Genomic DNA, 25271 nt, shown 5'->3' with positions numbered 1-25271 from the left:
CTTCACCTCATACCCAAGTGGTCGGCGATTAACCGTCCTTCTCGATTTCACAGAGTAGCGGATGCTGGCTTTCCCTGGCGTATTGGTTGACCTGCATAGCCTTTGTTTCGGCGATGTCACGGGTAAACAATCCGCACACTGCCCGCCCTTCGGTATGGACGGTCAGCATGATCTTGGTCGCCAGCTCGCGGTTCAGATTGAAGAACGTCTCGAGCACTTCGACGACGAAATCCATCGGCGTGTAGTCATCGTTGAACAAAACCACCTTGTACATAGGTGGCGCCTGCAGGATCGGCTTGGCTTCCTGAACTGCAAGACCTGAGCCGTCGTCCTCATTCGATTGCGAGCGATCCTGATTGAATGTTAGTCGAATCTCACTAGGTGCATGCATGGAAAGAATTTCATCATGAGCGACAGGTTAAGGTTGTGGGTTGACTGCGAAGGGCACGGCCAGCGCAGGCGCCGGGCGACCTTGACTATCGGCAAAACGGTGTTACAACCAATAAGAACCCACCGTGGTCGATAAAGATCCGCGCAGTCAACCAGATTTTTCGCATGGTTCGTATGCGGATGAGTGGATGATACTCCAGTGATGGAGTCCTTTGCAGAGGGACATAGGGATGGCAAGCGGTAAAGTCAAGTGGTTCAACAATGCCAAGGGCTACGGATTCATCAATGAAGAGGGCAAGGATGAAGACTTGTTCGCTCATTACTCAGCCATCCAGATGGACGGATACAAGACGCTCAAGGCCGGCCAGGCCGTGAGTTTCGAGATTATCCAAGGCCCCAAAGGCCTGCACGCAGTCAAGATCTGCAGCGCTTCCACTGCCGCGCCTGCGCCGACCAGCGCACGGCCAGCCGGCAGCACTGCCGACGCCTGATCTGCTGAGCCGCCTGCCGGTATACGAACAAGCCGGCCGCTTCTTTAATGGAAGCGGCCGGTTTTCCATTGCCCTACATATGCTTGATCATTTCATCGCCAAAGCCTGAACTGCTCACCAGTGTGGCGCCGTCCATCAGGCGCTCGAAGTCATACGTCACGGTCTTGGCGGCAATCGCGCCGTTGGTACCCTTGATGATCAGGTCTGCCGCCTCGGTCCAGCCCATGTGCCGCAGCATCATCTCCGCCGACAGGATCACCGAACCCGGGTTGACCTTGTCCTGCCCGGCATACTTGGGCGCGGTGCCGTGGGTGGCCTCGAACATGGCCACGGTGTCGGACAGGTTGGCACCCGGCGCAATGCCGATACCACCCACTTCCGCCGCCAGGGCGTCGGACAGGTAGTCACCGTTGAGGTTGAGGGTGGCGATCACGTCGTACTCGGCCGGGCGCAGCAGGATCTGCTGCAGCATGGCGTCGGCGATGGCGTCCTTGACGATGACCTCGCGCCCACTCTTGGGGTTCTTGAACTTCATCCACGGGCCACCATCGAGCAACTCGGCCCCGAACTCGTCGCGCGCCACTTCATAACCCCAGTCCTTGAAGGCACCCTCGGTGAACTTCATGATGTTGCCCTTGTGCACCAGGGTCAGCGACTCGCGGTCGTTATCCACCACGTACTGCAGGGCCTTGCGCACCAAGCGCTTGGTGCCCTCGCGAGACACCGGCTTGACGCCAATGCCGCAGTCCTGGTCGAAGCGGATCTTGGTAACGCCCATTTCCTCCTTGAGGAACTTGATCACCTTGTTCGCCTCTGGCGAGCCGGCCTTCCACTCGATGCCGGCATAGATATCCTCGGAGTTCTCGCGGAAGATCACCATGTCCACATCACCTGGCTTCTTCACCGGGCTGGGCACGCCCTGGAACCACAGCACCGGGCGCAGGCACACGTACAGGTCCAGTTGCTGGCGCAAGGCCACGTTGAGCGACCGGATACCCCCGCCCACCGGCGTGGTCAGCGGCCCCTTGATCGACACCACGTAATCACGCACGGCATCGAGGGTTTCCTGCGGCAACCAGGTGTCCTGGTCGTACACCTGGGTGGCTTTTTCGCCGGCGTACACCTCCATCCAGGCGATCTTGCGTTTGCCGCCGTAGGCCTTCTGCACGGCGGCGTCGACCACCTTGATCATTACCGGCGAGACATCGACGCCAATCCCGTCGCCCTCGATATAGGGAATGATCGGGTTGTCAGGAACGTTGAGCGAATGGTCGGCATTGACGGTGATCTTGGTGCCGTCGGTCGGAACCTTGATTTTCTGGTATCCCATGCTTGCACTACTCCGCTGTCGGGTGTGATTGGACATCATGCGATCCACTGAGCCTAAACCACATCTGCCGACCTGCAAGGCATGCGACAACCCGCCACATTGCCGCTTAGTCTTTGGTCTTATAAATGGGCCGATATCACTTGGCCTTGCTGATTAGCCCGAATGGTTTGGTATACTCCGCCGCGACCGAAGGGTCATCGGGGCGATCCCTTGGAAAAATGCGGACCGCCCTTGGCCATGAATGGACACAAAGCCTGGCCATAAAGCCTGGGTTGTTACCGCAGCTCAGCACTTGACGCTCGACTGATGCATCCACCATCACCGCTCGCAGCCTCTCGACTTTCTGCTCATGGCGCTGCCAGGGCGATGCGCCTACCCTGCGCACCACGAGACTCGAGCACGCTCAGCACACAGAGAGTTAACCCGCATGCCCACCCGTTCCAAGATCATCTATACCTTCACCGACGAAGCCCCCGCCCTCGCCACTTACTCGCTGCTGCCAATCATCGAAGCCTTCACCGCTTCGGCTGACATCGCCGTCGAAACCCGCGACATCTCCCTGGCTGGCCGCATCCTCGCCGCCTTCCCGGAGCAACTGGGCGCAGAGAAGCAAGTAGGCGATCACCTGGCGGAACTGGGCCAGCTGGCTACCACCCCGGAAGCCAACATCATCAAGCTGCCGAACATCAGCGCCTCGGTACCGCAGCTGAAAGCCGCGATCAAGGAACTGCAAGGCAAGGGCTTCAACATCCCTGACTACGCCGACGAGCCGGCCACCGCGGAAGAGAAAGAATCCCGCGCCCGCTACGACCGCATCAAAGGTTCCGCCGTGAACCCGGTCCTGCGCGAAGGCAACTCCGACCGCCGCGCGCCGCTGTCGGTCAAGAACTACGCCCGCAAGCACCCGCACAAGATGGGCGCCTGGGCTGCCGACTCCAAGTCGCACGTTGCCCACATGACCCAGGGCGACTTCTACGGCAGCGAGAAAGCCGCACTGATCGAAGCTGACGACAGCCTGCGCATCGAGCTGGTCGGCAAAGACGGCAACACCACCGTACTGAAAGAAAAGACTGCGGTAAAAGCTGCCGAAGTCATCGACTGCGCCACCATGAGCCGCAAGGCCCTGAAAGCCTTCATCGCCGAGCAGATCGCCGATGCCAAGGCTTCCGGCGTGCTGCTGTCGGTACACCTGAAAGCCACCATGATGAAGGTCTCCGACCCGATCATGTTCGGCGTCATCGTCGAAGAGTTCTACAACGACGTGCTGGCCAAGCATGCCGCCGCCCTGGCTGAAGTTGGCTTCAACGCCAACAACGGCATCGGCGACCTGTATGCCCGCATCAAGGACCTGCCAGCCGAGAAGCAGGCCGAGATCGAAGCCGACATCCAGGCCCTGTACGCCCAGCGTCCGGCCCTGGCCATGGTCAACTCCGACAAAGGCATCACCAACCTGCACGTGCCGAGCGACGTCATCGTCGACGCCTCGATGCCGGCCATGATCCGTGACTCGGGCAAGATGTGGAACGCCGCTGGCGAACTGCAGGATGCCAAGGCGATCATCCCGGACCGCTGCTACGCCGGCATCTACCAGGCCACCATCGAAGACTGCAAAGCCAACGGCGCCTTCGACCCGACCACCATGGGCAGCGTACCGAACGTCGGCCTGATGGCACAGAAGGCCGAAGAATACGGCTCCCACGACAAGACCTTCCAGATCAAGGCCGACGGTGTCGTGCGCGTGGTCGACAGCAAAGGCCAGGTCGTTCTCGAGCAGAACGTCGAAGCCGGCGACATCTTCCGCATGTGCCAGGTCAAGGACGCGCCGATCCAGGACTGGGTCAAGCTGGCCGTCAACCGTGCCCGCCTGAGCAACACCCCTGCAGTGTTCTGGCTGGACCCGGCCCGCGCCCACGACGGCGTGATGATCGAGAAGGTGCAGAAGTACCTGAAGGATCACGACACCACCGGCCTGGACATCCGCATCCTGGCACCGGTCGACGCCATCAAGTTCTCCCTGGCCCGCATCCGCGAAGGCAAGGACACCATCTCGGTGACCGGCAACGTACTGCGCGACTACCTGACCGACCTGTTCCCGATCATGGAACTGGGCACCAGCGCCAAGATGCTGTCGATCGTGCCACTGATGAACGGCGGTGGCCTGTTCGAAACCGGCGCCGGCGGTTCGGCACCGAAGCACGTGCAGCAGCTGGTGGAAGAGAACTTCCTGCGCTGGGACTCGCTGGGTGAATTCCTGGCCCTGGCCGCTTCCCTGGAGCACCTGGGCAACACCTACGACAACCCGCGCGCCAAAGTGCTGGCCAATACCCTGGACCAGGCCACCGGCAAGTTCCTCGACACCAACAAGTCGCCTTCGCGCAAAGTTGGCGGTATCGACAACCGCGGCAGCCACTTCTACCTGACCCTGTACTGGGCCCAGGCCCTGGCTGCGCAGAACGACGACGCTGCCCTGCAGGCACGCTTCGCACCACTGGCCAAGACCCTGACCGAGAACGAGGAGACCATCGTCGCCGAGCTCAACGCCGTCCAGGGCAAGCCGGCCGACATCGGTGGCTACTACGCTCCGGATGCCGAGCTGACCGCCAAGGTGATGCGCCCAAGCCAGACCCTGAACAGCGCCATTGCCGCCCTGTAAGGTTCGCTTGAAGTAACAGCACAAACCCCGGCCACGCACCGGGGTTTGTGCTTTCTGGATAAACGATTTCTGGCCGCCAGCGCGGACTCTTTAGGAGCGGGTTTACCCGCGAATGCGATGGCGAATCCACTGACGCATTCGCGGGTAAACCCGCTCCCACAAGGGCTGTGCAGGCCTCTAAGGAGCTGTTCATGACCTGGCAACCCCACATCACCGTCGCCACCATCGTCGAACACGAAGGCAAGTTCCTTTTCGTCGAAGAGTTCAAAGCCAACCAGCACGTCTTCAACCAGCCCGCCGGCCACCTCGAACCCAACGAGACCCTGCCCCAGGCCGCCCTGCGCGAAACCCTCGAAGAAACCGCCTGGGAAGTCGAGCTCACCGGCGTGGTCGGCATCTACCTGTACACCGCCCCAAGCAACGGCGTGACCTACCAGCGCGTCTGCTTCGCCGCCCGCCCCGTGCGCCATCACGCCGACCTGGCACTGGACAGCGACATCGTCCGCGCCGTGTGGCTGACCCGCGACGAACTGCTGGCCGACCCTGCCCGCTGGCGCAGCGAACTGGTGCCACGCTGTCTCGACGATTACCTCAAAGGCCCCTTGCACAGCCTCGACCTGCTGCGCGACTGACGCGCCGCCGCAGGTTTGATAGAATTGGCGTTTTTCCCCCTTTGATACACACCGGTACCCATGACCAGCCCAGCACTCAAAGACCCCGCCAAGACCCGCGTCATCGTCGGCATGTCCGGCGGCGTGGACTCTTCCGTCTCCGCCCTTCTGCTCATGGAGCAGGGCTACCAGGTGGAAGGGCTGTTCATGAAGAACTGGGAAGAAGACGACGGCACCGAATACTGCACCGCCCGTGAAGACCTGGCCGACGCCCAGGCCGTGTGCGACCGCATCGGCATCAAGCTGCACACCGCCAACTTCGCCGCCGAATACTGGGACAACGTGTTCGAGCACTTCCTCGAAGAGTACAAGGCCGGCCGCACGCCCAACCCGGACATCCTCTGCAACCGCGAAATCAAGTTCAAGGCGTTCCTCGACTACGCCCTGTCGCTGGGTGCCGACCTGATCGCCACCGGCCACTACGTGCGCCGCCGCGACACCGGCGGGCTCACCGAACTGCTCAAGGGCCTGGACCCGAACAAGGACCAGAGCTACTTCCTGCACGCCGTCGGCGGCAAGGAAATCGCACGTACCCTGTTCCCGGTTGGCGAGCTGGAAAAGCCCGAAGTACGCGCCATTGCCGAAAAGCACGGCCTGGCCACCGCCAAGAAAAAGGATTCCACCGGCATCTGCTTCATCGGCGAGCGTCGCTTCAGCGACTTCCTCAAGCAATACCTGCCGGCCCAGCCGGGCAACATCGAGACCACCGACGGTGAAGTGATCGGCCGCCACCACGGCCTGATGTACCACACCATCGGCCAGCGCCAGGGCCTGGGCATTGGCGGCCTGAAGGACGCCGGTGACGAGCCGTGGTACGTGCTGCACAAGGACCTGACCCGCAACGTGCTGGTGGTCGGCCAGGGTAATGAACACCCGTGGTTGTTCTCCCGCGCCCTGCTCGCTTCGGAAATTTTCTGGGTCAACCCGGTCGATCTCAGCAACCCGCGCCAGCTCACCGCCAAGGTGCGTTACCGCCAAAGCGACCAGCAGTGCACCCTGGAGCTGACCGACAGCGGCTACCGCGCAGTGTTCGACGAACCGCAACGCGCCGTCACCCCGGGCCAGTCGGTGGTGTTCTACGACGGCGAAGTGTGCCTGGGCGGCGGCGTGATCGAAGCTGCCGAGCCGTGGAGCCCGCGTGCATGAGCAACCTGCAGGAGCAGCTGATTGCGTTGGGCGGTGTGTTCCAGGCCGCCGTACTGGTCGACCGCATCGCCCGCACCGGCCAGGCCAGCGAGGCCAACATCGGCTGCATGCTGGGCAGCCTGCTGGTCCGTGACCCCAAGGACACCCTGGAAGTTTTCGGCGGTGACGACCTGAACCTGCGCGACGGCTATCGCGCGCTGGTCGGTGCGCTGGAGCGCGACCCCAGCAGCCTGCAGCGCGAGCCACTGCGCTACGCCCTGTCGATGCTGGGCCTTGAACGCCAGTTGAACAAGCGCGGCGACCTGCTCGACACCATCGGCAACCGCCTGCCGCAAATCCAGTCCCAGGCCGAGCATTTTGGCCTGGTTCATGAAAACGTCATCGCTTCCAGCGGAGCCTTGTACCAGGACACCCTGAGCACCTTGCGCCAGCGCATCCAGGTGCATGGCGACATGCGCTTCCTGCAGCAGGCCAGCAACGCCTCGAAGATCCGCGCCCTGCTGCTGGCCGGCATCCGCGCCGCACGCCTGTGGCGCCAGCTGGGCGGGCACCGCTGGCAGCTGGTATTCAGCCGGCGCAAGCTGTTGAACGAACTGTACGACATGATGCGCAGCCCCTCCTGACAGGGGTTTGACAGTTCCGGCCTCATCGCCGGCAAGCCAGCTCCCGCAGGATATGCACTGTGCTCAAGACCGGTGCATTACCAGCGGGAGCTGGCTTGCTGGTGATAGGGCCAGAACAGGCAATGCACAATGCCACAGCTGATTTATGGCCCGACCTTTGGTCAGCCACCCGACTCGGGCGCGAAATTCATGTATGATATGCGCCCTTCCAAAAGCCTGACTGTCCGAGAACACCCCATGCAGCTCTCTTCGCTCACTGCGGTTTCCCCTGTAGACGGCCGTTATGCCGGCAAAACCCAGGCCTTGCGCCCCATTTTCAGCGAATTCGGCCTGATCCGTTTCCGCGCCCTGGTCGAAGTGCGCTGGCTGCAGCGCCTGGCCGCCCACCCGCAGATCGGCGAAGTGCCGGCGTTCTCCGCCGAAGCCAACGCCCTGCTGGACAGCCTGGCCACCGACTTCAAGCTCGAGCACGCCGAACGCGTCAAGGAAATCGAGCGCACCACCAACCACGACGTCAAGGCGATCGAATACCTCCTCAAGGAGCAGGCCGCCAAGCTGCCTGAGCTGGCCAAGGTCAGCGAGTTCATCCACTTCGCCTGCACCAGCGAGGACATCAACAACCTGTCCCACGCCCTGATGCTGCGCGCCGGCCGTGACGAAGTGCTGCTGCCGCTGATGCGCCAGATCGCCGACGCCATCCGCGCCCTGGCTCACGCCCACGCCGACGTGCCCATGCTGTCGCGCACCCACGGCCAGCCGGCTTCGCCGACCACCCTGGGTAAAGAACTGGCCAACGTTGTGTACCGCCTGGAGCGCCAGATCGCCCAGGTTGCCGCCGTGCCGTTGCTGGGCAAGATCAACGGCGCCGTGGGCAACTACAACGCCCACCTGTCGGCCTACTCGCAGATCGACTGGGAGCAGAACGCCCGCGCCTTCATCGAAGACGAGCTGGGCCTGCAGTTCAACCCGTACACCACCCAGATCGAGCCGCACGACTACATCGCCGAGCTGTTCGACGCCATCGCCCGCTTCAACACCATCCTGATCGACTTCGACCGCGATGTGTGGGGCTACATCTCGCTGGGCTACTTCAAGCAGAAGACCGTTGCCGGTGAAATCGGCTCGTCGACCATGCCGCACAAGGTCAACCCGATCGACTTCGAAAACTCCGAAGGCAACCTGGGTATCGCCAACGCGCTGTTCCAGCACCTGGCCAGCAAGCTGCCGATCTCGCGCTGGCAGCGTGACCTGACCGACTCCACCGTGCTGCGCAACCTGGGCGTGGGCTTTGCCCACAGCGTCATCGCCTACGAAGCCAGCCTGAAAGGCATCGGCAAGCTGGAAGTCAACGAAGCCCGCATCGCCGCCGACCTGGACGCCTGCTGGGAAGTGCTGGCCGAGCCGATCCAGACCGTGATGCGCCGCTTCAACATCGAAAACCCCTACGAGAAGCTCAAGGAGCTGACCCGTGGCAAGGGCATCACCCCGGAAGCGCTGCTGACCTTCATCGACGGCCTGGACATGCCAGCCGAAGCCAAGGCCGAGCTCAAGCAGCTGACCCCTGCTACCTACATCGGCAACGCGGCAGCACAGGCCAAACGCATCTAAGCTGACCGTCGCGTTCAACGCCCGGCCTGGCCGGGCGTTTTTATTCCCGGACGAAAATTACATTTTTTCAATAGGTTGAACATGAATCCTGATACTCCACTGCAGCTGCTCGGCGGCATCTCGGCCCGCGAATTCATGCGCGACTACTGGCAGAAGAAGCCGCTGCTGGTGCGCCAGGCATTCCCGGACTTCATCAGCCCGATCGACCCCGACGAGCTGGCCGGCCTGGCCCTGGAAGAGGAAGTAGAGTCGCGTATCGTGCTCGAGCACGGCGCGCACCCGTGGGAGCTGCGCCGCGGCCCGTTCACCGAAGATACCTTCGCCGAGCTGCCGGAGAAGGACTGGACCCTGCTCGTGCAGGCCGTGGACCAGTTCGTCCCGGAAGTAGCCGAACTGCTGGAAAACTTCCGCTTCCTGCCCAGCTGGCGCATCGATGACGTGATGATCAGCTTCGCCGCCCCTGGTGGCAGCGTCGGCCCGCACTTCGACAACTACGACGTGTTCCTGCTGCAGGGCCACGGCCAGCGCAACTGGAAAATCGGCCAGATGTGCAGCAGCGACAGCTCGCTGCTGGAGCACGCCGACCTGCGCATCCTCGCCGACTTCGAGCAGAGCGATGAGTGGACCCTGGAGCCGGGCGACATGCTCTACCTGCCACCACGCCTGGCCCACTACGGCGTGGCCGTGGACGACTGCCTGACCTACTCGGTAGGCTTCCGCGCGCCAAGCGCCGCCGAAGTGCTGACCCACTTCACCGATTTCCTCGGCCAGTTCCTGCCCGATGAAGAACGCTACAGCGACGCCGACGCCCAGCCGGTCAGTGACCCGCACCAGATCCAGCACGATGCCCTCGACCGCCTCAAGGCGCTGCTCGACAAGCACATGGGCGACAAGGACCTGCTGCTGACCTGGTTCGGCCAGTTCATGACCGAGCCACGCTACCCCGAGCAGATCGTCGGTGAAGAGCTGTCCGAGGAAGAACTGATCGATGCCCTGGAACAAGGCGCCATCCTGATCCGCAACCCGAGCGCGCGCCTGGCCTGGTCGGAGTTCGAAGAAGACCTGCTGCTGTTCGCCAGCGGCCGCAGCTGCCCGCTGCCGGGCAAACTGCGCGAGCTGCTGAAGCTGGTTTGCGCGGCCGACGCCCTGCACATCGACAACCTGGGCGAATGGCTGCAGGATGAAGATGGCCTTATGCTGGTACAGCAGCTGGTCAAACAAGGAAGCCTGGGATTCGCCAATGAATAAGATTCGTGTGCGCCTCGCCGACTGGCACAAGGACAACGCCGACATCCGCCGCATCCGCGAAGCGGTGTTCATTGCCGAACAGCACGTTCCACCAGAACTGGAGTGGGATTCGGATGACCCGACCGCCGCGCACTTCCTGGCCCTGGAAGGCGACTACCCGATCGGCACCGCGCGCCTGCTGCCTGACGGCACCATTGGCCGGGTCTCGGTGCTGAAGGACTGGCGCGGGCTGAAGGTGGGTGACGCGCTGATGAACGCGGTGATTGTCGAAGCACAGAACCGCGACCTTAAACAGCAGATGCTCAGCGCCCAGGTGCACGCCACGCCGTTCTACGAGCGGCTGGGCTTTCGCGTAGTCAGCGAAGAGTTCCTCGAAGCCGGCATCCCGCACGTGGACATGGTGCGCGACTCGCGCGCCTGATCCACGACCTTCGCACAGGCCCCCCACAAATTCTGAAGATTGTGGGGAGCCTGTGGGAGCGGGTTCACCCGCGAAGAGGCCGGCACAGCCAAGACATCCCCTCTGACAAAAAACCTGTACATCCATCCAGATAAAACTTGCCTCCGCGCCCTCGCTTGCGCATCCTATCGCCCATCACCCCCGATGAAGCGTCCCCGGCCATGCGCCTGTTCCTCTGCGAAAAACCCTCCCAGGCAAAAGACATCGCCAAAGTGCTCGGCGCCAACCGCAAGGGCGATGGCTGCTGGCAAGGCACCGACGTCTGCGTGACCTGGTGCATCGGCCACCTGCTGGAAACCGCCCCGCCCGACAGCTACGACGAACGCTACAAGCGCTGGAACCTGGCCGACCTGCCGATCATCCCGGAAAAGTGGAAAATGCTGGTCAAGCCCAAGACCGCCAGCCAGTTCAAGGCAGTCAAGCGCCTGCTCGGCGAAGCACGCGAACTGGTGATCGCCACCGACGCCGACCGCGAAGGCGAAATGATCGCCCGCGAACTGGTCGAGCATTGCCGCTACCGCGGCCCGGTGCAGCGCCTGTGGCTGTCGGCACTGGACGACGCCTCCATTCGCAAGGCCCTGGCGCGGCTGCTGCCGGGCCACGAAACCTTCAACCTGTACCACTCGGCGCTGGGCCGTTCGCGCGCAGACTGGCTGATCGGCATGAACATGAGCCGGCTGTTCACCCTGCTGGGCCGCCAGTCGGGGTATCAGGGCGTGCTGCCGGTGGGCCGGGTGCAAACGCCCACCTTGCGCCTGGTGGTCGACCGAGACCGCGGCATCGCCGACTTTGTGCCGGTACCGTTCTGGGCCATCGACGTGCAGCTCGAACACGCAGGCTTTGGCTTCAACGCCCAGTGGCGCGCCCCCGATGACGCCTGCGACGACCAGGGCCGCTGCCTGAACCAGGCCCTGGCGCAGCAGGCTGCCGTCGACATCGGCAATGCGGGTACTGCCCGGGCCGTGAAGGTGACCACCGAACGCGTGCGTGAAGCGGCACCCCTGCCCTTCGACCTTGGCACCCTGCAGGAGCTGTGCTCGAAAAAGTTCGGCCTCGGCGCCCAGGAAACCCTCGACATCGCCCAGGCCCTGTACGAAACCCACAAGCTGATCACCTACCCGCGCAGCGACTGCGGCTACCTGCCGCAAAGCCAGCACGCCGAAGCGCCAGCCATCCTCGCCGCCCTGCAACGTTCCGATGCCAGCCTGGCGCCGCTGCAGCCCTATCTGGAGCCGCAACGCCGCTCACGGGCGTGGAACGACGCCAAGGTCAGCGCCCACCACGGCATCATCCCCACCGCCGCTGCCAGCGACCCGTCGCGCCTGCCAGCCAAGCACAAGGCGGTGTACACCCTGATCCGCGCCCGCTACCTGGCGCAGTTCCTGCCCAACCATGAGTACGACCGCACCCAGGCCGACTTCGACTGCGCCGGCCATGCCCTGCGTGCCGTAGGCAAGCAGATCGTCGAACCAGGCTGGCGCCGTGCTCTGCCCGAGGCGCTGACCCCGGCCAAGGGCCGCGAGGCACCACCGGCCCAGGTGCTGCCGGCGCTGCGCGAAGGCCAGGACTGCACGGTGCAGGGCCTGCAATTGAAAGACCTGTGGACCCAGCCGCCCAAGCCGTTTACCGAAGGCGACCTGATCAAGGCAATGAAGAACGTGGCCAAGCTGGTGGACGACCCGCGGCTGAAGCAGAAGCTCAAGGAAACCACCGGTATCGGCACCGAAGCCACCCGCGCCAGCATCATCCAGGGCCTGCTTGACCGCGGCTACCTGGTGAAGAACGGCAAGGCGCTATCCGCCACCCCTGCGGCCTTCAGCCTGATCGACGCCGTACCTCGCGCCATTGCCGACCCTGGTACCACAGCTATCTGGGAGCAGGCGCTGGACATGGTGCAGAGTGGCGAGATGACGCTGGAAGAGTTCGTCGCCCGGCAGTCGGCATGGATGGGCAAGCTGGTCGAACGGTGCAGCGGCATGCGCATGACCATCAGCGGGCCGGCAGCCGGGGCTGCGCCGCCGTGGAAGAAAAAGCGGAGGGGTGGCGGGAAAGGCAAAGCGGCCGCAGGCAAGCCAAGACAGCCTCGAAAAAAGGCGACAACCTGAAAATTTTGCACTCTCAGGTCAGGCCCCTTCGCGGGTAGACCCGCTCCCACAGTTACAGCGCCGACCTCGAGACCGTTGATGACTCTGTGGGAGCGGGTTTACCCGCGAAAGGGCCTGGACAGGAAAACAACAACCCGAGGTAAGCCACAAACCCGGCCAATGCATTGGCGCCATGAAATTTACCTGCTAAGTTTTCATGAAAATAAACACAAGAATTTTCATGAGACCCCTGCATGTTCAAACAATCCGCCCAGCACGTCGCCAGCTACTACGCCCAGACCTACCCCGCCAGCATTCCCCTGCACCCTACCCTGCAAGGCAGCCACGACACCGAGGTCCTGATCATCGGCGCCGGCTTCAGCGGTCTGCACACCGCCTTGCGCCTGACCCAGGCCGGCAAGCGTGTAACGCTGCTGGAAGCCAGCCGCGTGGCCTGGGCCGCGTCCGGCCGCAACGGCGGCCAGGCACTGCTCGGCTGGTCGTGCGACATGCCGCCGCTGGAAAAGGCTTTGGGCACCGAACGCACCCAACGCCTGTGGGCCAGCATGTGCTGGGCCGCCGATGAAATGCGCGAACTGCCCGAGCGCCACGGCTTCGACATCGACTACCGGCTGGGCAGCCTGTGGACCGCCGTACTGCCGCGCCGGGTAAAGATGCTGGAAGAAGCCCTGCATGAGGCCGAACACAAATGGGGCTACGACGCCCTGCGCCTGATCGGCCGCGACGAGCTGCCGCAGTGGATCGACAGCCCGCGCTACCAGGCCGCGCTATACGACGCCAAAGGCGCCCACCTCAACCCGCTGAAGCTGGCCCAGGGCCTGGCCAGCACCATCGAGGCGGCTGGCGGGCGGATCTACGAACAGAGCCAGGTGCTCAACTACCAGAAAGCCGGCGATGGCTATGTGGCCCGTACCGACCGCGGCGAAGTACGCTGCCAAGTGCTGGTGCTGGCCTGCAACGCCTACATCGACCGCCTCGACCGCAATCTGTCGCGCCGCCTATTGCCGGTTGGCTCCTATCAGGTAGCCACCGCACCGCTGGATGCCGACTTCGCCCAGTCGCTACTGCCGCACAACAGTTGCGTGATCGACAACCAGTTCGTGCCCGACTATTTCCGCCTCACCCCGGACCATCGCCTGCTGTTCGGCGGCGGCTGCACCTATCTGGGCGGTATTCCCGAAGATGTCGCCAGCGCTACCCGCCCCTACCTGGAGCGGGTATTTCCGCAGCTGGCCGGGGTAGCCATCGACTATGCCTGGGGCGGCCATATCGACTGCAGCATCCAGCGCACCCCGGATGTCGGTCGCGAGGGCCAGCGCTACTGGCTGCAGGGGTTCTCGGGCCATGGCGTGCTACCTACACTGGCGGCGGCGCGGGCGGTAAGCGATGCCATTCTTGGCGACGACGACCTGCTGGCGCTGTACCAAGGCATCGACAACGGCCGCTTCCCCGGCGGCGACCTGCTGGCGGCGCCGCTGGAGGCTGCGGCCAAGGCCTGGTACCGGATGCGCGACCGCGTCTGATTAGTTGACACAACTCCCCTGTGGGAGCGGGCATGCCCGCGAAACAGGCGTCGCGATGGATGGCACCGGCTTCGCCGGTGTTCGCGGGCTCGCCCGCTCCCACAGGGGACCGTGCAAATCCGCACCCATAATCTCCAGTGCCAAGCCAAATCCCTCCTATTCTCAATAGCTCCCTTCGCTTCCTGTACACAGGAGACCCGACCATGAGCTATGTAACTACAAAGGACGGCGTACAGATCTTCTACAAGGACTGGGGCCCGCGCGATGCACCGGTTATCCACTTCCATCACGGCTGGCCTCTCAGCGCCGACGACTGGGATGCCCAGTTGCTGTTCTTCCTCGCCCATGGTTACCGCGTGGTTGCCCACGACCGCCGCGGCCATGGCCGCTCCAGCCAGGTATGGGACGGCCACGACATGGACCATTACGCCGACGATGTGGCGGCGGTCGTCGCTCACCTGGGCATCCAGGGCGCCGTGCATGTCGGCCACTCGACCGGTGGCGGTGAAGTGGTGCGCTACATGGCCCGGCACCCTGAAGACAAGGTGGTCAAGGCCGTGCTGATCGCCGCCGTACCGCCATTGATGGTGCAGACGCCCGGCAATCCTGGTGGCCTGCCCAAATCGGTGTTCGACGGTTTTCAGGCCCAGGTCGCCAGCAACCGTGCGCAGTTCTACCGCGATGTGCCGGCCGGACCGTTCTACGGCTACAACCGCCCCGGTGCAGAAGGCAGCGAAGGCGTCATCGGCAACTGGTGGCGCCAAGGCATGATTGGCAGCGCCAAGGCCCATTACGATGGCATCGTGGCGTTTTCCCAGACTGACTTCACCGAAGACCTGAAGGGCATCACCCAGCCGGTGCTGGTGATGCACGGCGACGATGACCAGATCGTACCGTATGAAAATTCCGGGGTACTGTCGGCGAAGTTGCTGCCCAACGGCACACTGAAGACCTACAAGGGCTACCCGCACGGCATGCCGACTACCCATGCCGATGTGATCAATGCGGATTTGCTGGCGTTTATCCGTAGCTGATGTGATGGCCTGTACCGGCCCTTTCGCGGGCGCGCCCGCTCCCGCAGGTACTGCACAAGTCTTGAAATGTGCAGGTAACCTTGGGAGCAGGCATGACCGCGAAAGGGCCGGCACTGGCAACACACCTCCCCCCAGGATTACCATGTCACCCTTCTAGTGCGGCCCTTTGCCGCCCCCTGCCTCCCTGCCTGCCAAAACCCCATGCCCTTCGAACTCACCGTAGAACCCCTCACCCTGCTGATCCTGGCCCTGGTCGCCTTCGTCGCCGGTTTCATCGATGCCATCGCCGGCGGTGGCGGCCTGCTCACCACCCCGGCGCTACTCACCGCGGGCATGCCGCCGCACCTGGTACTGGGCACCAACAAGCTCAGCTCTACCTTCGGCTCGGCCACCGCCGGCTTCACCTACTACAGGCGCAAGCTGTTCCACCCGGCGCAATGGCGCCCGGCATTGTTCGCCACTTTGGTCGGTGCTTTGCTGGGTGCAGTGATCGCCCACTACATGCCGGCCGAATGGCTGAACAAGATGTTGCCGGTGATCGTCTTCGCCTGTGGCGTCTACCTGCTGTTCGGCGGCACGCCCAAGGCGCCGCTGGATGCCGATGCGCCGATCAGGAAAAAGTGGCAAGTACCGCAAGGCTTTACCCTGGGCTTCTATGACGGCGTGGCCGGCCCGGGTACCGGGGCGTTCTGGACGGTTAGCACCCTGCTGCTCTACCCCATCGACCTGGTCCGTGCCAGCGGCGTGGCGCGCAGCATGAACTTCGTCAGCAACATCGCAGCGCTGACGGTGTTCATCATTTCCGGGCAGGTGGACTACATCGTCGGCCTGTGCATGGGCCTGTCGGTGATGGTTGGCGCCTTCTTCGGCGCACGCACGGCGATCAGTGGCGGCAGCAAGTTCATCCGCCCGGTGTTCATCACCGTGGTGCTGGCATTGACCGTGCGCCTAGCGTGGCAGCACTGGTTCGGCCAAGCCTGATAGGCTGTGATACCCCTGCTTTCCCGCCCTATCTGCGCGAGAAATGTCCTCCGCCGTCGTTGCAGGACTTGGCAATGGAATGACCATTGCCTGCGCCCTGCGCCTAGTCGGAGAACATTTCTCACTGCAGCTAGGACGGGAAAGCAGGGATATCACAGCCCAGCCGCCGTGCAACATACAGGTCGATCAGATACCGGGCGATGGACCGCCCGGCCGGCAGCGGCGGCAGGTCGTGAACGCTGAACCACTTGGCGTCCTCGATCTCGTCCGGCTGCATGACGATCTCGCCGCCAGCGTATTCGGCGTGAAAGCCCAGCATCATCGAGTGGGGGAACGGCCAGCACTGGCTGCCGATGTACTGGATGTTCTGCACCTCCACCGCCACTTCTTCACGCACTTCGCGCACCAGGCAGTCCTCGGCCGACTCGCCCGGCTCGGCAAAGCCTGCCAGTGTGCTGTACACCCCGGTGACGAAGCGTGGCGAACGCGCCAGCAGGATTTCGTCGCCACGGGTCACGAGCACGATCATGCTTGGCGAAATGCGCGGGTAGCTGCGCAGATCGCACGGCTGGCAGTACATTGCCCGTTCCCAGCGAATTTGCGTCATCGCCTGGCCACAGCTGCCGCAGAATCGGTGCTCGCGGGCCCAGGTGCCGATCTGCGCGGCATAGCCCAGCACCTTGTATGTGTCGGAGTCACCTTCGAGCATGAACGCGCGAAGGCCGCGCCAGGAGCAGCCGGGCACATCGGTGGCGCTGCGCAGCTCCAGCAGGAACACCGGCTGGCCGTCGAAGTGGCCGATGCCGTGCTCGCACAGTACGTCGAGGTCCTGGCGCTTGAGCCAGTCGCGAGGGAACAGCGCGCCGTTGTCGTCCACCAGGAACCCTTCCGGGCTGCGGGCCACGGCCAGCCCCCCGGTGATCTGCGGGTCGAGTACTGCGGTAGTCCAGCGTGCTGACATGTCGGGGGTTCCCTTACTTCGCGTCCCCCGGCCTGATCAGTCGGCGAACGTCGGTTTCTGTTTGCTCATGTGCGCCGCCACCGCCACGCGCAGGTCTTCGGACTGCAGCATCGCGGCGTTCCAGGTGGCGATGTACTCCAGGCCATCATCGATGCGATGGTCACGCATGTAGCTGAGCATTTCCTTGGTGCCGGCCACGGCGATCGGCGATTTTGCGGCAATCTCGCCAGCGATGGCAAAGACCCCGTCCATCAGCGCGGCCTGATCATCATAAACCCGGTTGACCAGGCCGATGCGCAGCGCCTCTTCTGCCTCGACATTGCGCCCGGTGAAAGCCAGCTCACGCATCATGCCGTCACCGATGATACGAGGCAAACGTTGCAGTGTGCCGACATCGGCGGCCATGCCCATGTCGATTTCCTTGATCGAGAACTGCGCGTCGCTGCTGCAGTAGCGCATGTCGCAAGCCGAGATGAGGTCGATGGCGCCGCCAATGCAGTAACCCTGCACCGCGGCCAGTACCGGCTTGCGGCATTTGTCCACGGCATTGAACGACGCCTGCAGGCGCAAGATGGTGCTGCGCAGGAAGCGCGCGTTACGCCCCACGTCCTTGCCCATCTGCCCGGCCAGCGAAGCCAGCATCATCAGGTCGATACCGGCGGAAAAATGCTTGCCGGCACCGCTGATCACAACCGCCCGCACCGCGTCGGTGTCGTCGACCCACTGGAAGATGTCGATGATCTCCTCCCAGAAGGCCGCGTTCATCGCATTGCGCTTGTCCGGGCGGTTGATCTGAACGTGGGCGATGCTGTTGGTCAGTTCGACCTTGAATGCGCTGTACTCGGTCACGGGCGGCACTCCTGCGGATAAAGGGTTCATGGCCCGGATGTTAACCCAGCCCGATGACCGCACTTGTGCCAAAAACGGGACTTTACGCCTTGCCTAAGACGCGCTGATCCGGCACCGTGCGCCATCGCCGAATCATAAGGATACAAATTCATGTCGCGCTCCCTGACCGGCGCCCTCGCCCACAGCTTTCTGGGCCAGTCGCCGCTTTGGTACAAGGCAGTCATCTGCCTGTTCCTGGTGCTCAACCCGCTGCTGCTGGTGACCGTCGGCCCGGTCGCTGCCGGCTGGGCACTGGTGCTCGAATTCATCTTCACCCTGGGCATGGCCCTGAAGTGCTACCCGCTGATGCCTGGCGGCCTGCTGCTGGTCGAAGCCCTGCTGTTGCAGATGACTACCCCGCAAGCCCTGTACGAAGAGTTGCAGCACAACTTCCCGGTGATCCTGCTGCTGATGTTCATGGTCGCGGGCATCCACTTCATGAAGGAACTGCTGCTGTTCCTGTTCTCGCGCATCCTGCTGGGGGTGCGTTCGAAGGCGACCCTGGCGTTGCTGTTCTGCGTGCTGTCGGCATTCCTCTCGGCGTTTCTCGATGCACTGACCGTGACCGCCGTGATCATCAGCGCCGCGGTCGGTTTCTATGCGGTGTACCACCGCGTCGCCTCCGGGGCCAATCCGCGCGAAGACAGTGCGCTGGACAGCGACCAGCAGGTCGCACAGTTGCACCGTGAAGACCTCGACCAGTTCCGCGCATTCCTGCGCAGCCTGCTGATGCATGGTGCGGTGGGCACCGCCCTGGGCGGCGTGTGCACGCTGGTGGGCGAACCGCAGAACCTGCTGATCGGCCACGAAATGGGCTGGCACTTTGCCGATTTCTTCCTGAAGGTGGCACCGGTGTCGCTCCCGGTGCTGGGCGCCGGCCTGCTGACCTGCGTGCTGCTGGAGAAGCTGCGCCTGTTCGGCTATGGCACGCTGATGCCCGAGCCAGTGCGCCAGGTGTTGGCCGCCTATGCCGCCGAGGACGATGCTGCACGCACGACTGCCCAGCGCATCGCGCTGTGGGTGCAAGGGTTCGCTGCATTGATCCTGATCTTCTGCCTGGGGCTGCACGTTGCCGAGGTCGGCCTGATCGGCCTGATGGTGATCGTGCTGATCACGGCATTCACAGGCATTACCGACGAACATCGCCTGGGCCGTGCCTTCCAGGACGCCATGCCGTTCACCGCTTTGCTGGTGGTGTTCTTCGCCGTGGTGGCAGTGATTCATCAGCAGCAACTGTTCAGCCCGTTGATTGCCTGGGTGCTGGCGCTTCCGGCCGAGCAGCAACCGGGCATGCTGTACCTGGCCAACGGCCTGCTGTCGGCGATCAGCGACAACGTGTTCGTTGCCACCATCTACATCACCGAGGTGAAGCAGGCGTTCCTCAATGGCAGCATGAGCCGCGAGCATTTCGAGACGCTGGCGGTGGCGATCAACACCGGCACCAACCTGCCGAGCGTGGCAACGCCGAATGGGCAGGCGGCGTTCCTGTTCCTGCTGACTTCGGCGATTGCGCCGCTGATCCGGCTGTCGTATGGGCGAATGGTGTGGATGGCCTTGCCCTATACCGTAGTGATGGGTGGGCTGGGGTGGTGGGCGGTGACCTACTGGCTTTGAGGTAGCCTGCGCCGGCCTCTTCGCGGGTGAACCCGCTCCCACAGGTACTGCACAGCCTTCGAAACTGTGGTGATCATGTGGGAGCGGGTTTACCCGCGAAAGGACCAGTGCAGACCACTCAAACAGCCCTGTCGATTCTGCTGCCTGCCATTCGACTATCCCATGCCCCCAGCCACCCCGGCTGCACACAGGAGAGTCCCCATGCGCAAACTCATCGTAGCCGCCTTCATCAGCCTCGACGGTGTCATGCAGGCCCCCGGTGGTCCGCAGGAAGACACCAGCGGCGGCTTCACCTACGGCGGCTGGATCGTACCCTACGCCGAGGAAATCTTCGGCCAAGCCATGCAAGCCCTGTTCAGCCAGCCCTTCGAACTGCTGTTGGGCCGGCGCACCTACGACATCTTCGCCGGCTACTGGCCAAAGGTAAAAGGCAGCTCGGAAGACTTCTCCATCGCCAACCTGTTCAACAGCGTGCCCAAGCACGTGGCCACCCACACCCCCGCAACCCTCGACTGGCACAACAGCCATGCACTGGGCGCAGACATCACCGCAGCGGTCCACGCGCTGAAACAGAAGGACGGCGCCAACCTGCTGACCCAGGGCAGCAGCGATCTGGTGCAGCAACTGCTGGCGGCGGGCCTGGTCGATGAACTGCAACTGCTGATCCACCCGTTGCTGCTCGGCCACGGCAAGCGCCTTTTCGGCGACGATGCGGCAGCGGCGGCCTTCACACTGCAGCATTCGCAGGTTTCGCCCACGGGCGTGCTCATCGCCCGTTACGTGCGTGCAGGCGAAGTGCAGACCGGTTCGTTCTGAAAGGCATAATCCTGTACAACTTTTGCCTCTCGCTCGCATCGAAACCCAAGTAAGCCCCGTCCGTATCAAGGAGGTTCACCATGGCGCTACGCACCACGTTGCTGCTTTCCTGCATGACCTTGGCCCTGCTCGGCTGCGCCGGCAACGATCACCCGGCACCGCCGCGTACCCAGCAGGTCGACCTGCAACGTTACCAGGGCACCTGGTACGAACTCGCCCGGCTGCCGATGTTCTTCCAGCGCAACTGCGTGCAGTCCGAGGCGCAGTATGGCCTGCGAGAGGATGGTCGCCTCGACGTGACCAACCGCTGCCAGGAAAAGGACGGCCAGTGGAACCAGGCCAAGGGCATCGCCGAAGCCCAGCAACCGGGCAGCACCGACAAGCTCTGGGTGCGCTTCGACAACTGGTTCAGCCGCCTCGCGCCCGGCCTTACCAAGGGCGAGTACTGGGTGCTGTACCACGACCAGGATTACCGCGTAGCCTTGGTCGGCCACCCGAACCGCGAATACCTGTGGCTGCTTTCACGCACGCCTGCAGTCACGGACCAGATGCGCGAGCAACTGCTGACGATCGCCCGGGAGCAAGGCTATGACACCAGCAAGCTCATCTGGCGGCAGGCCGAGTAGGCAAGGCCTGGCAGGCCATCGACGACATGCGGCAATCCGGCTAAGGTGTGCGCCCTTACTACCTCGAAGGAACGAGCCCGTTGAGTACCACGCCGCCACCAGCACCTTGCATCCGCCCGACACCCATCGGCCCGCTGGTGGAGACGTTACTGCTGGGCTGAAACAAGGAGCCAGACCATGGATTTGCTGTTCCTGGGCACCTCCGCCGGCGTGCCGACCAAGGCACGCAATGTGAGCGGTACCGCAGTGATCGAGGCCAGTGGCAGCCACTGGTACCTGGTCGACTGTGGCGAAGGCACCCAGCACCGGTTGCTGCACACGCCGCTGTCGATCCGCGACTTGCGCGCCATCTTCATCACCCACGTGCACGGCGACCATTGCTTCGGCCTACCGGGCCTGCTGGCCAGCGCCGGCATGAGCGGGCGCACCCAGCCGCTGGACCTTGTCCTGCCCGCCGCCCTGCACGACTGGGTGCGCCAGGGGCTGGTGGCCAGCGATACCTTCCTGCCGTTCGAACTGCGCCTGCTGGCCGTGGAAGAGCTGGTGGAATGGCGCAGTGATGCCCTGGAAGTGACCAGCGTGCAGTTGTCGCACCGGGTGCCGAGCGTCGGCTTCGTGTTCACCGAGCTCAACCCCGAACCGCGACTGAACATCCCGCGCCTGGAAGCCGAAGGTATCCCCCGCGGCCCGCTGTGGGGCGAGCTGGCCAAGGGTTTGACGGTGCAGCATGGCGGGCGGCGGCTGCACGGCAAGGATTACCTGCGCCCTTCGCGCCCGCCGCGGCGGGTGATCGTGTGCGGCGACAACGACAACCCCGAGCTGTTGGCCGACGTCGCCAGGGGCGCGGACGTGCTGGTGCACGAAGCCACGTTCACCCAGGCGGTGGTCGAGCGCACGGGGGTCACCTTCGGCCACAGCACCGCAGCTGCGGTGGCGCGCTTTGCCGAAACTGCGGGCGTGCGCAATTTGGTGCTGACGCATTTCAGCGCCCGCTACCAGCACGACCCACGGCGCAGCCCGAGCATCGACAACGTGCGCGACGAAGCCCTCGCCCACTACAGCGGGCAGCTGACCCTGGCGCAGGACCTGCAGCGCTATCACATCGGGCGCGATGGCTGTCTTGAGCCCGCGGGATGAATTGTGGAGATTCGCAGGTGCTCGCCACAACCCGCCGCTCCACTATGCCGCCAACCGCCCACGGGCAATCGCCTCCGACGCCGCCAGCATCGCGCGCAGCAACACCGCGCAGCCCGCAGCCAGGTCCTCGGGCGTGGCGTTCTCGATCTCGTTATGGCTGATACCGTTCTCGCACGGAACGAAAATCATCCCCGCCGGCCCCAGTTCGGCCAGGAAGATCGCGTCGTGCCCCGCGCCGCTGACGATGTCCATGTGCGGCAGGCCCAGCGCCTGCGCCGATTCGCGCACGGCATCGACACACCCTTGGTCGAAGTACAACGCCGGGAAATCGGCTGTGGGTACCAGTTCGTGGCTGAGGCCATGCCTGGCACAGGTCGCCTCGATCACCGCACGCACATCGGCAATCATCGCATTCAGCTGCTCACCCTCCAGGTGGCGGAAATCCAGGGTCATGCGCACTTCGCCGGGGATCACGTTGCGCGAGCCCGGGTAGGCCTGCAGGCACCCCACCGTCCCACAGGCATGGGGCTGGTGGCCGAGGGCGGTGCGGTTGACTGCCTCCACCACTGCCGCCGCGCCGACCAGGGCGTCCTTGCGCAGGTGCATGGGCGTAGGGCCGGCGTGGGCCTCGACACCGCGCAGGGTCAGGTCGAACCACTTCTGGCCCAGCGCGCCCAGCACCACGCCGATGGTCTTGCCCTGATCTTCGAGGATCGGGCCTTGCTCGATATGCGCTTCGAAATAGGCCCCCACCGGGTGGCCTGATACAGCACGCGGGCCGGCGTAGCCGATGGCGTTCAACGCCTCACCAACGCTGACACCCTGGGCGTCGCGCTTGGCCAGGGTTTCCTCCAGGGTGAACTTGCCGGCGAACACCCCGGAGCCCATCATGCACGGCGCAAAGCGCGAGCCTTCCTCGTTGGTCCACACCACCACTTCCAGCGGTGCTTCGGTTTCCACGCCGAGATCGTTGAGGGTACGAATTACCTCCAGCCCGGCCATCACCCCGAAGCAACCGTCGAACTTGCCACCGGTGGGCTGGGTGTCGATATGGCTGCCGGTCATCACCGGGGGCAGCTTGGGGTTACGCCCAGGGCGACGGGCGAAGATGTTGCCGACGGCGTCGATGGTGACCGTGCAACCGGCGGCCTCGCACCACTGCACGAACAGGTCGCGGGCCTGACGGTCGAGGTCGGTCAGGGCCAGGCGGCACACGCCACCCTTGGCGGTAGCACCGAGGCGGGCCAGGTCCATCAGGGACTGCCACAGGCGGGTGCTGTCGATGTGGTGCTGGGTGGATTGCAGTACTTGTTGGGCTGGGGTCATGGGATTTTCCTCAGGCATTTTTGTTGTCTGTGCCGGCCTCTTCGCGGGTAAACCCGCTCCCACAGGTACAGCGTTGGCCTCAGGACCTGCGCTGTACCTGTGGGAGCGGGTTTACCCGCGAAGAAGCCGGCGCGGTCTCACGGCAAAGGCTTGACCACCCGAGCCGGGCTGCGCGCGACCACGCGGGCCAAGAGGTAATACAGCGCCCCACCCAGCAGCGAACCGGTGAACCAACCGTAGTCGTAGAACCAGCTGAAACTGCTGTTGCCAATCGCCATGACGGTCAGCGCCACCGGCAACGCAAAGGCGGCAAAACCGGCCCAGTTCCATGCCGGGTACACGTCGTCACGGTACAGCCCGGCCAGGTCCAGCTCCTGCCGGCGGATCAGGAAGTAGTCCACCACCATGATCCCGGCGATCGGCCCCAGCAGGCTCGAATACCCCAGCAGCCAGTTGGAGTACACGCTCTCCAGGCTCAGGTCGGAAACGATCCAGCCCAGCTTCTTCAGCAACTCATGGCCCATCAGCGCCAGGCCGATGAAACCGGTCAACCACACCGCGCGGCTGCGCCCGATCAGGCGTGGGGCAATGTTCTGGAAGTCGTTGGTCGGCGACACGATATTCGCTGCAGTATTGGTCGACAGCGTGGCGATCACGATCAGCGCCATGGCCAGGGCCACCCAGAACGGGCTGTGGATCTTGCCGATCAGGCTGACCGGGTCGGACACGGTCTCGCCAACCAGCGATGCCGAGGCAGCAGTCAGCACCACGCCCAGCGAGGCGAACAGGAACATGGTCAGCGGCAAGCCGAAGATCTGCCCGAGAATCTGGTCCTTCTGGCTGCGGGCGTAGCGGCTGAAGTCGGGGATGTTCAGCGATAGCGTGGCCCAGAAGCCGACCATGGCGGTAAGCCCGGCGCAGAAGTAGCCGAGCATGTTCGCCCCTTCCGGGCGCTTGGGCGGCTGGGCCAGCAGTTCGGTCATCGACATGTGCGGCAAGGCCCAGAACAGCAGGCCGACGCCGACCGCCACCAGCAGCGGTGCCGACAGCGTTTCGAGCCACTTGATCGACTCGGCGCCACGCAGCACCACCCACAGGTTCAGGCACCAGAAGATCATGAAGCCGATCACCTCGCCGGTGCCGCCCAGGGCCTTCCAGCCGTCGAACACCGAGCCAAGGAACAGGTGGATGGCCAGGCCACCGAACATGGTCTGGATGCCGAACCAGCCACAGGCGACCACCGCCCGGATCAGGCATGGCACGTTTGAGCCGAGTATGCCGAACGACGAACGCAGCAGCACCGGGAACGGAATGCCATACTTGGTGCCAGGGAAGGCGTTGAGGGTGAGCGGGATCAGCACGATCAGGTTGGCCAGCAGAATAGCCAGCAAGGCCTCGCCCACGCTGAGGCCGAAGTAGGCGGTCAGCACGCCACCGAGGGTGTAGGTGGGCACGCAGATGGACATGCCCACCCACAGGGCGGTGATGTGCCATTTGTTCCAGGTGCGCTGGTGCACCTTGGTCGGGGCGATGTCGTGGTTGTAGCGCGGGCTGTCGAGGACATCGCTACCTTCGGACAGCTCGAACAGGCCATCGCGCTCGACCACTTCCGATCTGCTCTGCTGCATGGGGGCTCTCTC

The 25271-nt window shown here is 63.8% G+C and carries 22 protein-coding genes; 16 read left to right on the top strand and 6 right to left on the bottom strand.

Annotated elements, in window-relative coordinates:
• Positions 1 to 28 precede the first annotated feature (28 nt).
• A complete protein-coding gene (gene clpS / locus MJ643_RS09170; RefSeq protein ID WP_208209150.1) occupies positions 29 to 391 on the bottom strand; it encodes an ATP-dependent Clp protease adapter ClpS in 363 nt (120 codons plus the stop codon).
• A 229-nt stretch (positions 392 to 620) separates the two neighbouring features.
• Here clpS and cspD point away from each other — a divergent pair, with 229 nt between their 5' ends.
• Positions 621 to 881 carry a cold shock domain-containing protein CspD gene (gene cspD, locus MJ643_RS09165; protein ID WP_013973291.1) on the top strand — a complete coding sequence of 87 codons (261 nt, stop codon included), beginning with the start codon at positions 621 to 623 and terminating at the stop codon, positions 879 to 881.
• 73 nt (positions 882 to 954) lie between these two features.
• Here the strand turns inward: cspD and icd are convergent, their stop codons facing one another.
• Positions 955 to 2211 carry an NADP-dependent isocitrate dehydrogenase gene (icd, locus tag MJ643_RS09160; RefSeq protein WP_013973292.1) on the bottom strand — a complete coding sequence of 419 codons (1257 nt, stop codon included), beginning with the start codon at positions 2209 to 2211 and terminating at the stop codon, positions 955 to 957.
• Between the two features lie 427 nt (positions 2212 to 2638).
• On the opposite strand from icd, the gene MJ643_RS09155 reads away from it, so the two are divergent.
• From MJ643_RS09155 to MJ643_RS09105, 11 genes are all read left to right on the top strand, one after another.
• The gene (locus MJ643_RS09155) at positions 2639 to 4864 is read left to right on the top strand and encodes an NADP-dependent isocitrate dehydrogenase (protein WP_013973293.1); all 2226 of its coding nucleotides are present in this window, start codon (positions 2639 to 2641) and stop codon (positions 4862 to 4864) included.
• Between the two features lie 191 nt (positions 4865 to 5055).
• Entirely contained in the window at positions 5056 to 5496 is a 441-nt protein-coding gene (locus MJ643_RS09150; RefSeq protein ID WP_023662388.1) for an NUDIX hydrolase, read from the top strand.
• Between the two features lie 60 nt (positions 5497 to 5556).
• On the top strand, positions 5557 to 6681 hold the full coding sequence (mnmA, locus tag MJ643_RS09145; RefSeq protein WP_013973295.1) for a tRNA 2-thiouridine(34) synthase MnmA: 1125 nt from the start codon (positions 5557 to 5559) through the stop codon (positions 6679 to 6681).
• Positions 6678 to 7304 carry a high frequency lysogenization protein HflD gene (gene hflD, locus MJ643_RS09140; protein WP_015270973.1) on the top strand — a complete coding sequence of 209 codons (627 nt, stop codon included), beginning with the start codon at positions 6678 to 6680 and terminating at the stop codon, positions 7302 to 7304. The genes mnmA and hflD overlap by 4 nt, the downstream gene beginning before the upstream one ends.
• A 237-nt stretch (positions 7305 to 7541) precedes the next feature.
• A complete protein-coding gene (gene purB, locus MJ643_RS09135; protein WP_013973297.1) occupies positions 7542 to 8912 on the top strand; it encodes an adenylosuccinate lyase in 1371 nt (456 codons plus the stop codon).
• Between the two features lie 81 nt (positions 8913 to 8993).
• Entirely contained in the window at positions 8994 to 10160 is a 1167-nt protein-coding gene (locus MJ643_RS09130) for a cupin domain-containing protein (RefSeq protein WP_013973298.1), read from the top strand.
• Positions 10153 to 10581, top strand: coding sequence for a GNAT family N-acetyltransferase (locus MJ643_RS09125; protein ID WP_003258855.1), 429 nt, complete (start codon positions 10153 to 10155; stop codon positions 10579 to 10581). Before MJ643_RS09130 ends, MJ643_RS09125 begins: the two co-directional genes overlap by 8 nt.
• Before the next feature lie 200 nt (positions 10582 to 10781).
• Complete coding sequence (locus MJ643_RS09120) at positions 10782 to 12725, top strand: DNA topoisomerase III (RefSeq protein ID WP_013973300.1); 1944 nt, start codon at positions 10782 to 10784, stop codon at positions 12723 to 12725.
• A 233-nt stretch (positions 12726 to 12958) separates the two neighbouring features.
• Positions 12959 to 14248: an FAD-binding oxidoreductase gene (locus tag MJ643_RS09115; RefSeq protein ID WP_013973301.1), complete on the top strand. Its 1290-nt coding sequence runs from the start codon at positions 12959 to 12961 to the stop codon at positions 14246 to 14248.
• A 203-nt stretch (positions 14249 to 14451) separates the two neighbouring features.
• Positions 14452 to 15282: an alpha/beta hydrolase gene (locus tag MJ643_RS09110; RefSeq protein WP_023661251.1), complete on the top strand. Its 831-nt coding sequence runs from the start codon at positions 14452 to 14454 to the stop codon at positions 15280 to 15282.
• A gap of 201 nt (positions 15283 to 15483) precedes the next feature.
• Entirely contained in the window at positions 15484 to 16263 is a 780-nt protein-coding gene (locus tag MJ643_RS09105) for a TSUP family transporter (protein ID WP_013973303.1), read from the top strand.
• A 130-nt stretch (positions 16264 to 16393) separates the two neighbouring features.
• Here the strand turns inward: MJ643_RS09105 and nudC are convergent, their stop codons facing one another.
• Positions 16394 to 17224, bottom strand: a complete 831-nt coding sequence (nudC, locus tag MJ643_RS09100; RefSeq protein ID WP_013973304.1) for an NAD(+) diphosphatase — start codon at positions 17222 to 17224, stop codon at positions 16394 to 16396.
• Between the two features lie 36 nt (positions 17225 to 17260).
• Positions 17261 to 18073, bottom strand: a complete 813-nt coding sequence (locus tag MJ643_RS09095; RefSeq protein ID WP_013973305.1) for a crotonase/enoyl-CoA hydratase family protein — start codon at positions 18071 to 18073, stop codon at positions 17261 to 17263.
• 150 nt (positions 18074 to 18223) lie between these two features.
• Here MJ643_RS09095 and nhaB point away from each other — a divergent pair, with 150 nt between their 5' ends.
• The 4 genes from nhaB to MJ643_RS09075 all read left to right on the top strand — a co-directional run bounded on the left by nhaB (position 18224) and on the right by MJ643_RS09075 (position 22305).
• Complete coding sequence (gene nhaB / locus MJ643_RS09090) at positions 18224 to 19726, top strand: sodium/proton antiporter NhaB (RefSeq protein WP_013973306.1); 1503 nt, start codon at positions 18224 to 18226, stop codon at positions 19724 to 19726.
• 201 nt (positions 19727 to 19927) lie between these two features.
• The gene (locus MJ643_RS09085) at positions 19928 to 20542 is read left to right on the top strand and encodes a dihydrofolate reductase family protein (protein ID WP_024087388.1); all 615 of its coding nucleotides are present in this window, start codon (positions 19928 to 19930) and stop codon (positions 20540 to 20542) included.
• 80 nt (positions 20543 to 20622) lie between these two features.
• Positions 20623 to 21168: a lipocalin family protein gene (locus MJ643_RS09080; protein WP_013973308.1), complete on the top strand. Its 546-nt coding sequence runs from the start codon at positions 20623 to 20625 to the stop codon at positions 21166 to 21168.
• 177 nt (positions 21169 to 21345) lie between these two features.
• Positions 21346 to 22305, top strand: coding sequence for a ribonuclease Z (locus MJ643_RS09075; protein WP_013973309.1), 960 nt, complete (start codon positions 21346 to 21348; stop codon positions 22303 to 22305).
• A gap of 42 nt (positions 22306 to 22347) precedes the next feature.
• Here MJ643_RS09075 and MJ643_RS09070 read toward each other — a convergent pair whose 3' ends face one another.
• Together MJ643_RS09070 and MJ643_RS09065 are read right to left on the bottom strand one after the other, a co-directional pair.
• Positions 22348 to 23631 (bottom strand): Zn-dependent hydrolase, encoded by a 1284-nt coding sequence (locus tag MJ643_RS09070; protein WP_024087389.1) that lies wholly within the window; start codon positions 23629 to 23631, stop codon positions 22348 to 22350.
• Between the two features lie 137 nt (positions 23632 to 23768).
• Positions 23769 to 25259, bottom strand: a complete 1491-nt coding sequence (locus MJ643_RS09065) for an NCS1 family nucleobase:cation symporter-1 (protein ID WP_013973311.1) — start codon at positions 25257 to 25259, stop codon at positions 23769 to 23771.
• Positions 25260 to 25271 lie beyond the last annotated feature (12 nt).

Origin of the sequence: Pseudomonas sp. PNPG3, from assembly GCF_023093815.1 — a bacterium.
Lineage (GTDB): Bacteria > Pseudomonadota > Gammaproteobacteria > Pseudomonadales > Pseudomonadaceae > Aquipseudomonas > Aquipseudomonas asiatica.
This window is presented reverse-complemented; position numbering and strand designations above follow the sequence as displayed.